The following is an 11,943-nucleotide window of genomic DNA, read 5'->3' as shown; positions in this document are numbered from 1 at the left end:
ATTGTTATTTGTCCTTATCACAATGGGGACAGTATTGTTGCACGGACAACAAACAGATCCGCTACTCACCTTAGATCGTATATACAATTCTTCTGAATTTCATACGGACAGCCAACGGCCCGTCTTTTGGGTGGAGAACGGAGATGCTTTTGTAACTGTTGAACCTTCTGCTGAAGGGGAAGATCAACTGATCCGGTATGTCAGCAGAAACAACAAAAAAAGTGTATATCTGTCCGCAGCCAAAATAACCCCGGAAGGAGAGGATAGGGCCTTAAGTATAGAAGATTTTACCCTGAGCCCGGACGAAACCAAGGTGTTGATCTTTACCAATTCCAGCCGTGTATGGCGTTCCAATACCAAGGGGGATTACTGGGTATACGATTTTAACAGCGGCAGGTTGCAACAAATAGGGAAGGACTTTCCCGCATCATCATTAATGTTTGCCAAATTTTCCGATGATAACGCCTTTGTGGCCTATGTCCACGATTTTAATATTTACAAAGAAGGTTTTACGACCGGACAGACCACCCGGCTTACGGAAGATGGCAACGGCGACATTATTAACGGGACTTTTGACTGGGTCTACGAAGAAGAGTTCGGAACGCGCGACGGTTTTAGCTGGAGCCCCGACGCCAAAAAAATAGCCTTCTGGCAACTGGATGCCTCGGAGATCGGGACCTTTTATATGATTAACAATACGGATTCCGTCTATGCAAAACCTGTTCCGCTTCAATATCCGAAAGCGGGTTACGATCCTTCTTCGGCCAGGGTAGGGGTGATTGATGTTAATTCCGGAGAGATCACCTGGATCCCCGTTCCCGGAGATGCCGTACAGCACTATTTGCCGGCCATGCAATGGGTAAACGATGACCTGCTGCTCGTTCAGCAACTGAACCGGAAGCAAAACGAACTGAATATCTATACGTACAGGCCCTCTTCCCAAAGGCTGAAAAAAATATATACCGAGACTGAAGACACCTGGGTAGACCTGAAGTACCCGGACCTCTCGTCCAATCAATGGGGAGATAATGACCTCTTGCTTACCGACAACAATTCGGCATTCCTGCGGATGACCGAAAATGACGGCTGGCGGCATATTTACAGGGTAGATATCGATAACGGCAAACAGACCCTGCTCACGCCCGGCAATTTTGATGTGGCCGCATACTATGCCATGACTGAAAAGGACATTTATATCAGTGCCTCTCCCGATGATCCCGCGCAGCGGTATTTATACAGTGTTTCCCTTAACGGCAAAGGAAAAATAAAGCGATTGACCCCGGAAACCTTTAGCGGTGTGAACACTTACAATATTTCACCGAACGGCAAATACGCCATTCATGACCATACCGATGCCGAAACCCCGATTACCACAAGGCTCATCAGTTTACCGGGGCATAAAACCATAAGCACATTGGTAGACAACAGTGAGTTAAAGAGTAAATTAAAGGCCCTGGAACTCCCTTCGGTAGAATTTTTCCGGGTCAACACTTCAGAAGGTGTGGACGTGGATGGCAGGGTCATAAAACCGGCTGGTTTTGACCCTTCGAAAAAATACCCGGTTATTTTCCATGTCTATGGCGAGCCGTGGAAACAGATGGCAACCGATACCTGGATTGGCCTGTATGATATTTTTCTGGCGCAGAAAGATTTTATCATTGTAAATTTAGACAACCGCGGTACTCCATCGCTCAGAGGAAGTGCATGGCGCAAGAGCATTTACCGGAAAGTCGGAGTGCTGAACACCGATGATCAGGCCCTGGCGGCCAGAGAAGTGCTTCAATGGGATTTTATAGATAAAGAAAGGGTTTCCGTATGGGGCTGGAGCGGGGGAGGCTCCATGACACTGAACCTTATGTTCCGGTATCCGGAGGTCTATAAGACAGGAGTCGCCGTAGCTGCCGTGGCCAATCAGTTTTTTTACGATAACGTTTACCAGGAACGCTATATGGGATTGCCACAGGAAAACAAAGAAGACTTTATCGAAGGATCTCCCGTAACCTATGCCAAAAACCTCGAAGGGGACTTACTGATCATCCACGGAACAGGAGATGACAACGTGCATTATCAGAATATGGAATACCTGGTCAACGAACTCATACGGCATAATAAACAATTCCGTATGATGTCCTATCCCAACCGTTCGCACCATATAGATGAAGGAGCAAATACACAACGGCATTTATACACCCTGATCACCAATTATCTGCTGGAAAAGAACGGGATGGATCAATAGCCATACAGCCCATTGTAGATGCCCGAAGGTGTTCTTGTTATTCCGGCGGAAAGGGATTTGCTGATCGTTACCCACGAAGACAGCATACAATGCCCGTTTATTGGAATTGATCGGCTGAGGCAGGTTAGTAATCCCGTATGAGCCTGCGCCATTCCATGGTTTTCAGGGTTTTTACAAGTTCGGGATTAATAAGGGATAACCAGGGCGAACCCTTGGGAAAGGAATAACTGTAATAGTCTTTTTTCAGGGTTTTCTGCAATACTTCCACTTTGTCCCCGATATCCTGTTTTTCGATCTCGTATTGAAGAATGGGCTGGTCGTAAATGAAAACGGCTTCGGGGTCCTTATCGAGCAGATCAAATCCCTGCCGGCGGTTCTCCAGGGCCATGTATTTGATGTCGTACTGGTCCAGGAATTCCTGCGAACCGGAATTCCTGACTGTGGCTACGTGAAACCGTTCCAGGTCCGAAACCGCCCCGATCTTGTCGTTCATGCTCTGTACCGTCAGCGCAGAAGCGATCCCTGCGGTTAAACTGGAAATAATAATAATAGCGAGAAACATCCAGATAAACCCTACAAACCTGCCTCCGGTGGTACGTGGAGATTTATCTCCGTAACCCACCGTGGTCATGGTAACGGCACTCCACCAGAACCCCTGCGCTATTCCCCTGGCTCCCCCGCCGAACTCATCGGGATTGTGTTTGCGTTCAAAAAACCATATAAGGAGCCCGAATATAAAGATCACTCCTAGTAAAAGGAGCAGGGCCGACATAAATTTCCAGCTCCACAGGTTCTTGAAGAAACGCCATACCAGGTGTTCCTTTCGTTTGGCGATGGCAGTATGCGATATAAAATAAGGCTGAGAGAAGTTTACCCGCTCCATACGCAGGTCGGTAACCGTAACAGGATTGATACTGAAATCTACCGCTCCGTCTTCTACCGCTTGTAGTAATGTGGTAAGGTCGGGATAACTTTTGTATTCGTAATCAAGAGACAGTTTCCGGTTTATCAGCTCCCAGGAAGCTATGCTCAGTCCGGAGAGTTCTTCGCCTTCCTCAACCACAAAAGGTGGGGTTTCCGTAATGCCGATCACCACTTTTTTATCCGGCACCACGTTCAGGGTATCCTGGGCCTTTAGTAAAAGGCTTGAAAATAAGATGCAAAAAAGAAAAAGGATTTTGTGCATGACGGTCATGGTTGGAAGGATTTATATGGAGATGAAGTTACTAAAATGCCTCTATAAAACAAAAAAGCCGGTTGATCTCATGGCTTTCGGAGCGTTTTTTCCATTTCCCTGTATATACCCGTTTAACGGTCTGTTAAGCTAAATAATCAAATTGGTTTAACAAGTTGTTCGGGACCTCAAATCCGCTCACTACACAAAAAAGCCCGTTTACTACCACATAACAAGGCTTCACGGTCTTTTGAACCTGATGGGGCGGGTTATTTTTTAATTTTATCCCGTAAGCCTGATCGTCTGTTGAACGTTGTTCCCGTAGGGTCATGTAATTTGAATTAGTCTTAAAAGTCGGTCTGTATGCCGGCTTTTTTTATACATAAAGGCTTTGTGTTTCGTATAAGGCCTGGCATGGTTTATCTTTGTCAATCCCCTGCGTCAAAAGATCATTCAAAAGGGCAGTATATCCATGAGATATTTTTCCGTTAAAAGTTATATCGCTATTATATTTGTTGTGGTCATTATCACAATCGTGGCCACTTTTATACTCAGTAGCCTGGTGTCCAGTGAGGTTCAGGAGGTGAGCCGTGATATTGCCCGCAGGAGTTTTCAAAAGAAATACGAGCATGTCAGGTACCAGTTGAACCAGTTACAGAAACCGCTGTCGGATGCCAAAAGGATCATAACTCAAGGTGGTGGCGAAAAACAGGTTCTCGAAGACCTGAACATGTTGAGCACCCTCCAGGTAGCAGACAGTATGGTGGTCAATACATGGTTTTACGTGGGCGGCGGGTCCGGTATCCGGGATATTCATACCAATAGCCGGAACGGAAAGGGCCGGATCCTGCCCGATAGTACCATAACAGCACTGGCAGAGTCTCCACAGAATACGCACAGCGAGATTGTCAGGGACGATAAAGGGCGCTATCTGTGGAGAAATCGGTTAAAGGCCAGACGATCGTTCGGGACGGTCTATTACGGGTATGACCTTGAGCTCAAAGCCATTCAAAGGCTGTTTTGGGATATCGATACCTATTCCCTTAGTTATGCTTATGTTTTTAGTGGGGAAGGGACGTGTCTGGTCCATCCCGAAATGGCGTATATAGGCAAGAATGTTTTCGAATTTATCCCTGTTATCCCGGAAGATACACTTCTTCAGGAACATAAATTTAATGAACGCCTGGTGGAATCGGAGTTTCTGAAGCTCGATGTCATCCGGTATATCCAGCCTTTTTATATAGGCGGGGAAAAGTATTATATCGCCGTTAATTTTCCCAAAAGCATTAATGAACAGGACATTAATAAGATCAAAAAATACAGTTTTGCGATCTATTTTATATCTACAGGCCTGCTACTGTTTGTATTTTATTTTTTCACAAGGGCCATCCGTAATGAATTCAGGGAAAAGGAACTGCTGCAAAAGGACAAGGCATCCCTGGCGCTGGAAAAGGAAGTGTTTCAAAAAGAAAGTGCTTCTTTGCAATTACAGCAATTAAAAAAACAGATGAATCCGCATTTCCTGTTTAATTCCCTGAATGCCCTCTATACACTGATCGATCAGGACCAGGACCTGTCTAAGAAATTCACCCTTAAACTCTCTAACCTCTATCGATATCTGGTCCAATCTCCCAGGTCTAATATTGCCAAACTGGAGTTTGAGCTGAATTTTATCCGGGAATATATGTTCTTGCAGGGCATAAGATTTGGGAATAAACTGGAGTTCCACCTCCATATCAGCTCCAAAAGTGCCTTGCAACGGAACATTCCATACCTGGCATTGCAGACCGTGGTTGAAAATGCCTTAAAACACAATAAAGCCACCAAAGAAAACCCCCTTATGGTTGAGATCACGGTAAAGGAAGACCTGGTGATCGTTAAAAACACGTATCAGGAAAAGCCTCAACGTGTCCAGGGAAAAGGGCTTGGATTGCAGTACCTGAAACGGATCTATGATTTTTACAAGATCACCGGCTTTAAGGTCTTCCGGGAAAAGCATGATTTTATTTGTGAACTCCCGTTATTATAAGGGACTGTTTTTGGTACAAAACAACGATTACTGAACTGTGTAGAAGTACAGCCAGGTACTGAAAATAATGGATCTGTAAGATTGAAGGAGATTGATTTGAAGTATTTCAATCTTGTTCAATCTTCCGGCGTAGCCGGATTCAATCTCCTATCAATCTTTTAACCGACGGCACGGAAAAAGGCGCCTAAAAGTACTTAAGACGATGCCCTGAGCCTTTTCGATAAGTGATATACTGAGCTTGCCGAAGTGCTCAGGCAGTTTCTGAATATATCCCGTTCACTCCGTTTTTTTGTTAACCCACTCCGTTTTATTTTGAATACCTGTACAGGTCATGGACTTTTAGCTGAAATTTAAGAAACTTTTAAATTTTATCCTTCGGTTCTTTTATGCGTCTTTTTCCGCCATGCTTCGGCTGCGCTCAGCAACCGTACTTCAGGTATTTTTCGATACGTAGCTATACTTCGGCTTTGCTCAGCAACCGTGGCTATGTGTCTCAAAATACCTTCGTCTGACGAAAAAATACACCATAAAATATTCCAAAAACAAATTTTAAACAGTTTCTAACTAAAAGTTAATGTTTATATGATCCGTATTTTCCGAATACTCCTCACGGGGTTTTTAATTGCCGGTTCCATGCATGTACAGGGCCAGGAGAAAGACGAAAAGAATGAAAAGGAAAAAGATTCTTCCGATACATCCAAACTGAAAAAGTACAGTGAGCTCCTGGAAGGCGGGACACTGCAAGAGGGGATATTCAATATTATCAGAAACAAGAAGGACTATTATTTTGAGATCCCCGATTCGCTGATGGGAAGGGAGTTTCTCGTTGTAAATAAAATATCCAGGGTGCCGTTGCAGCTCAACGAGGCAGGGCTCAATAAAGGGATGGAATTTGAAAATAAGGTGATCACTTTTGAAAAGGACACCCTGAGAGAGAAGATCTGGGTGCGGACTCTGGTCCCGATGGTGTCTTCGCCCGGGGAAGATGCGATCACCAACTCGGTGAAAAACAATTTTTCTTCATCCATAGTCGAAGCATTTGACATTGCCTCCAAAAATAAAAAAGGAGCATCGGTTGTTATAAAGGTCAACAAAGTATTCAACGGAAAAGAACAGAGCTTTAACGATGTACTTAACAATACCGGCCTGGGCGGCTCTGTGAAATCGGGCCTTTCCTATATAGTCGGGACCAAGGCATTTCCCCGGAATGTGATGATCAAGTCAGATCTTTCCACTTCGGTTTCCGAAGGCGGGGCTTCGTTGCCCATAACCATCCGGGTGGCCTGTAATATAGTACTTCTTCCCCGAGAGCCGATGCAACCGAGGTTCCTGGATAAGCGTGTCGGATATTTCAGCAAGAAACGCTGGTATTTCAACGATGAGCAGCATGCCATGGAAGAGCGGAAATTAATCACCCGGTGGAGGCTGGAACCCAGGGCAGGGGACCGCGAACGCTATTTAAGCGGGGAACTGGTAGAACCCAAAGACCCGATCGTATTTTATATCGATCCGTCCACACCGAAAAAATGGAGGGACTATATCAAACAAGGCGTGTTCGACTGGCAGGTCGCCTTTGAACAGGCGGGTTTTAAGAATGCCGTAATTGCCAAAGAACCGACCGGAGAAGATGCCGACTTTGATATTGACGATGTCCGGTATTCCGTGATCACATATGCCGCATCCCCCAAATCGAATGCCATGGGACCCTCGGTGGTCGATCCCCGTAGCGGGGAGATCCTGGAGGCAGATATCATATGGTGGCACAATGTAATGATATCACTTCACAGCTGGATGCGGATACAGACAGGGGCCATAGACGAAAAATCCCGGAGTAATACATTTAACGACCAACATATGGGAGAAGCCGTACGCTTCGTTTCGTCTCACGAGGTCGGGCATACCTTCGGCTTAAAACACAACATGGGGGCATCATATGCTTTTGAGGTGGATTCCCTGAGGTCCAGGACCTTTACGGATAAAATGGGCGGAACGGCCCCTTCCATCATGGACTATGCAAGGTATAATTATGTGGCACAACCGGAAGACCATCTAAAAGCAATTACCCCGAGTATAGGGATCTATGATAAATATGCGATCCAATGGGGATACCGTTGGTTTGACGACCGCTCCAAAGAAGAAAAATACCTGAAGGAGCTTGTATCACAGCACAACAACGACCCCTTGTACTTCTACGGGGAACAACAGGACTACAAACATACCATAGACCCGCGCTCACAGTCTGAAGACCTGGGGAACGATGCCGTTCGGGCCAGCCAATACGGGATCAAAAACCTGAAACGCGTTCTCGCCCATGTCCTGGACTGGACCTATGAAGAAGGGGATAGCTATTACAAATCGGGAAAACTTTATATGGGGATCATAGGGCAGTGGCAACTGTATAACAACCATGTACTCAATAATGTCGGAGGGGTTTACCTGAACACCACAGTACACGGGGACGGAAAGAGGTCCTATGAACCGGTGGCGTACGACATGCAGAAAAAGGCCGTAAGCTACCTGAACAACGAGGTCTTTACTTTTCCCGGATGGCTGTTTGTCAATGATATCCTCGAAAAGACGTTCCCTTTGAAGGATTCCCCCCTCGGACCTTATGAATACTCGCCGTATACCCTGGCACGCGAACTGCAGTACAGCGTGCTTTACAGCCTCTTTCAGGACGACCGGTTGTTAAGGCTGCTGGAAAGCGGAATGTATGCCTCGGACCAGGGAAAAAAGTTTACGGTAAATGACCTGTTCGACCAGACGAGGAATCACGTCTTCGCCAAAACGATGAAAAATAAATCGCTGGACACTTTTGAACGGATGACCCAGAAAAACTATGTGGATGTCCTGATCGTGGATATCAATAAACTTTTTGAGAAAACATCTAAAAAGTCGTTACAAATACCTGCATCTTTGCAAATTCCAACCATTTGCAACCATGTTGTTAACAGCGGTAAGGCCGCGAGAAATATCAATTTCACATCGATAAAAAGAGTTTCGGAAGTCACATCCGTCAAAAAAGGGGAGCTGCGCACCCTGCTCCGGTTGCTTCAAAAGAAAAAGAACAAAGGTGACAGGGATACGCGTATGCACTACCAGGATCTGATCAACAGGATAGAGGAAGCGATTAACAACTAAACCTTATTAAAACTTTATGTAATGCAAAGGATAAGACTACTACTATTGTTATTACCGGTTATCGGTTTTAGCCAGACAACTAGGACCATCACGGGGCAGGTCTTTTCAAAGGCGGACGGAATGCCTTTACCGGGGGCCTCGGTGTATATAGATTCCAGGACCATAGCCAATGAAACAGAAGTGGATGGTGTAATACAGAGCACCAGTGTAGGGGCCGTAGCAGATTTTGACGGTAACTTTTCGCTCGAAATTCCGGGGGGCACAGAAAAGGTGACCGTGAGCTATGTAGGTTTCGAGACACAGGTCATTCACCTTTCGTCCAGGTCGGTTTACCAGATATACCTGGGAGAAGAAATGAGCACTCTCAACGAAGTGGTAGTCACCGGATACCAGAAAGTGGAGAAAAGGAAGCTGACCTCTTCCGTGTCCAAAGTAGAAATGAAGGATGCCAGACAGATCGGGGTATCCAGTGCAGACATGCTTTTACAGGGTCAGGCGGCCGGGGTGGTCGTTACCCCGCAAACCGGGGCGCCCGGGGCACCGGCCAAAATCAGGATCCGGGGAACAGCCTCCCTGTCCGGGCCACAGGACCCCCTGTGGGTCGTAGACGGTCTGCCTCTTGAAGGAAACGATGTTCCTGATTTTGGCGATAAGGACAATATCGATCAGTTGAGAAACTATGCCATTGCAGGTATCAATCCCGATGACATCAAGGACATTACCATCCTCAAAGATGCGGCGGCAACTGCAATTTACGGGGCCAGGGCGGCAAACGGGGTTATTGTCGTTACCACGAAGAAAGGGCAGAAGGGCAGGATGAGTGTTAACTTTTCGGCAAATACCTTTTATACGATGCGTCCCGATTTCGATAAGTTAAACCTGATGAATGCATCGGAAAAAGTCGATTTTGAACTGGCACTGGCCCGAAGAGAAGACCTCGATTTCAGGACCGACAAAGGAGAGGTGATGCGTATACTCAATAATGCAGGTGAGCTGGAGATGTACCGGAATAACGGTTTTTCCGCATTGAGCGGCCATACCCGGGCTTCCATTAACCGGTTAAAGCAAAACAACACCGATTGGGGTGACCTGCTCTATCGCGCCGCAGCAAACACCCAGTATAGCCTGAGTATCTCTGGAGGAAGCGAAAAATCTGATTATTACTTTTCACTGGGATATTACGACGAAGAGGGAACTACGGTCGATACCGGTTTTGAACGCTATAATATTACCCTGAAGAACAATTATGACCTTTCGGACAAATTTAAGGTAGGGGTGTCCCTGTTCGCGTCACAATCCGGGAAGGAATCTTATGTTACAGGTACGGACGCTTTTACGAACCCGGCCAATTATTCCAGGAATGCAAACCCATACCTGAACCCGTACAACGATGACGGTTCTTACCGGTACGACCGGGATATAGAAGGGTTCGAAGGCAGGTATGTGCCCTTTAATTTCCTGGAAGAAAGGGAAAATACCTCCTATGAACTCAAAAACAGTGCCCTCAAAGCTATTTTTGATGCTTCTTATAGTATTACGGACGACCTCAGGATATCGACACAACTGGGCTTACAGGCAGACAAGAACAGCACAGAAAAATATGCTTCGGGTGATTCCTATTTCACAAGAAAAATGCGGGAACGGACCCGCCGCTACGATTCCGAACTGGGGGATTATTATTATTTTTTGCCCGAAGGCGGAGTCATTCAGAATTGGGAAGAGTCGTTTTTCCAGTACAACTGGAAGTCCCTGCTGGAATATAACACCCGTATTTCTGAAAAACACGAGATCGATGCCATGATCGGTTCCGAACTTCGGCGGTCCGACTCAAAGATCATTGCCACACAAGGCTTTGGATACGACCCCAAGACCCTGACCACCACCCCGATCATGTTCCCGAACGATGATGTAGCCAACGAAAGTACCTATGAAGCCTATAACAGGAGCAGGATAGAAAATGCATATGCCTCCTTCTACGCCACGGCCTCCTATACCTACGACAGGAAATATACCGTGTTCGGCAGTGTGCGCTACGATGGTTCCAACCTGTTTGGTGTGGACCCGAAATACAAATATTTGCCATTGTGGTCCACCTCCGCTTCATGGCTGGTGTCTGAAGAAGATTTTCTGAAAGAGAGCAGGGTCATTTCTAACCTGAGATTAAGGGCTTCCTATGGCCTGCAGGGCAATATAGACCGGAACACTTCGCCCTTTGTTATCGGAGAATACGGAAACGCCTCGATATTGCCGGGTACTAACGAGCAGACCGTTGTTGTGACCTCTCCGCCCAATAACAAGCTGCGATGGGAGAAAACCGAAAATTATAATATCGGAACCGACATTGGCTTGCTGGGGAACAGGATCAGTATAGCCTTCGATATGTATAAAAGAAGGAGTTCCGATCTTATCGGGATGAAGTCCGTTCCCCTGGAAAACGGTTTTGAGTTTACCAATCTCAACTGGGCCCAGGTAACGAACAAGGGGTTTGAACTCGCCCTGACCACAAGGAATATAGTTACAAAAAACTTTAGCTGGACAACGAACATCAACATCGCCCATAACAAGAGCAAGGTCGATAAGATACAGATCAGGGAAAACAGCTTTTTACCATCGCGCGAAGGATTGCCCGTAAATGCCGTGTTTGCCCTGAAAACGGCCGGGATCGATGAAAACGGATATCCGCTGTTCCGGAAGGGCGATCAAAAGGTAAGTGCCGTGGAGTTCTTTGACCTTATAGATCCTTGGGCGGAGACCCTTCCCGGGTTTTATACCCAATCGGGCCTGAGCAATGAAGAGTTCAGGGACCTGTTTACTTATGTAGGCGACAGAGACCCCAAATACAGCGGTGGTATTATTAATAATTTTTCATATAAGAACTTCGATTTTACCGTAGCGGCCAGTTTTAACTTAAAACAGACCGTTGTAAAGAACCTGCCGTACAATGCCGCCCAGGTGGACCGGGGGCAGAATTATACGACCGATATTTTAAATGCATGGTCGTCCACCAATACAAGCTCCAGCCTGCCGGGAATTGTCGGGGAGACCTCAGGTTCGGGCGATTCGTGGATGGCCTATAAATGGTTTGCAGACCTGAACTATGTAAATACCATGTCTTATCTCGATACCTTCGTGGACGAGATGAGCTACCTCAGAATTTCGAGTATCCGGATGGGATACAGCCTGCCCGATACGGTAATATCAAAACTGAACCTGGACCAGGTAAGGTTTTCACTGGAAGGGCGGAACCTGTTCGTGATCAGTACCGATTATTCGGGGTATTTCGACCCGGAAACCTATGGTAATATCTATGCACAGCCCATTCCGAAATCAATAGCGCTGGGCCTTAACGTATCATTTTAAACA

Annotated in this window: 5 protein-coding genes; 4 read left to right on the top strand and 1 reads right to left on the bottom strand. The window is 46.3% G+C overall.

Annotation, left to right across the window (positions count from 1 at the left end; genetic code table 11):
- Positions 1–22 precede the first annotated feature (22 nt).
- The gene (locus KN811_RS17165) at positions 23–2,236 is read left to right on the top strand and encodes a S9 family peptidase (protein WP_187964187.1); all 2,214 of its coding nucleotides are present in this window, start codon (positions 23–25) and stop codon (positions 2,234–2,236) included.
- Between the two features lie 124 nt (positions 2,237–2,360).
- Here the strand turns inward: KN811_RS17165 and KN811_RS17160 are convergent, their stop codons facing one another.
- Entirely contained in the window at positions 2,361–3,422 is a 1,062-nt protein-coding gene (locus tag KN811_RS17160; protein WP_187964146.1) for a transporter substrate-binding domain-containing protein, read from the bottom strand.
- Positions 3,423–3,882: 460 nt separating this feature from the next.
- Between KN811_RS17160 and KN811_RS17155 the strand changes: the two genes are divergently transcribed.
- The 3 genes from KN811_RS17155 (at position 3,883) to KN811_RS17145 (ending at position 11,940) form a co-directional block, all read left to right on the top strand.
- Positions 3,883–5,439 (top strand): histidine kinase, encoded by a 1,557-nt coding sequence (locus KN811_RS17155; RefSeq protein ID WP_187964147.1) that lies wholly within the window; start codon positions 3,883–3,885, stop codon positions 5,437–5,439.
- Positions 5,440–6,072: 633 nt separating this feature from the next.
- The gene (locus KN811_RS17150) at positions 6,073–8,580 is read left to right on the top strand and encodes a zinc-dependent metalloprotease (RefSeq protein WP_247716545.1); all 2,508 of its coding nucleotides are present in this window, start codon (positions 6,073–6,075) and stop codon (positions 8,578–8,580) included.
- Positions 8,581–8,601: 21 nt separating this feature from the next.
- On the top strand, positions 8,602–11,940 hold the full coding sequence (locus KN811_RS17145; RefSeq protein WP_187964149.1) for a SusC/RagA family TonB-linked outer membrane protein: 3,339 nt from the start codon (positions 8,602–8,604) through the stop codon (positions 11,938–11,940).
- Positions 11,941–11,943: the final 3 nt, after the last annotated feature.

This window comes from Sinomicrobium weinanense, from assembly GCF_018863395.1.
Lineage (GTDB): Bacteria > Bacteroidota > Bacteroidia > Flavobacteriales > Flavobacteriaceae > Sinomicrobium > Sinomicrobium weinanense.
Note: the sequence above shows the minus strand (reverse complement) of the source record. Positions and strands in the feature narration are given on the sequence as shown.

Bases quoted from the DNA above. Each gene is read 5' to 3' on its own strand.
- KN811_RS17165 (WP_187964187.1), top strand. From the start codon at position 23: ATGGGGACAGTATTGTTGCACGGACAACAAACAGATCCGCTACTCACC.
- KN811_RS17160 (WP_187964146.1), bottom strand. From the start codon at position 3,422: ATGCACAAAATCCTTTTTCTTTTTTGCATCTTATTTTCAAGCCTTTTA.
- KN811_RS17155 (WP_187964147.1), top strand. From the start codon at position 3,883: ATGAGATATTTTTCCGTTAAAAGTTATATCGCTATTATATTTGTTGTG.
- KN811_RS17150 (WP_247716545.1), top strand. From the start codon at position 6,073: ATGCATGTACAGGGCCAGGAGAAAGACGAAAAGAATGAAAAGGAAAAA.
- KN811_RS17145 (WP_187964149.1), top strand. From the start codon at position 8,602: ATGCAAAGGATAAGACTACTACTATTGTTATTACCGGTTATCGGTTTT.